General features: G+C 53.6%; 1 pseudogene. It reads left to right on the top strand.

Going from position 1 to position 235, the window contains the following annotated elements:
* Positions 1 to 235: pseudogene (locus tag P9236_RS30810) on the top strand (SAM-dependent methyltransferase); the annotation flags it as partial.

Consider the following 235-nt stretch of genomic DNA (forward strand, 5'->3'; position numbering starts at 1 on the left):
TTCCTATGGATTCGGCAAAGTTAGGGACTTCCTTAGCTTTCCCTATGAAGCGCAGTCCCACGACTGGGTGATCACTAACCCGCCATTTCGGCTGGCCGAGGACTTCATAGAAAGAGCGTTCATTGTGGCCCGTAAAGGCGTGGCCATCCTTGCACGAACCGTGTTCCTCGAGAGCGTGGGACGATATGAAAACATCTTTACCGCGAACCCGCCGGTGAAGTTCGCACAGTTTACC

The sequence above is a fragment of the Mesorhizobium sp. WSM4884 genome, from assembly GCF_029625675.1.
Classification (GTDB): Bacteria; Pseudomonadota; Alphaproteobacteria; order Rhizobiales; family Rhizobiaceae; genus Mesorhizobium.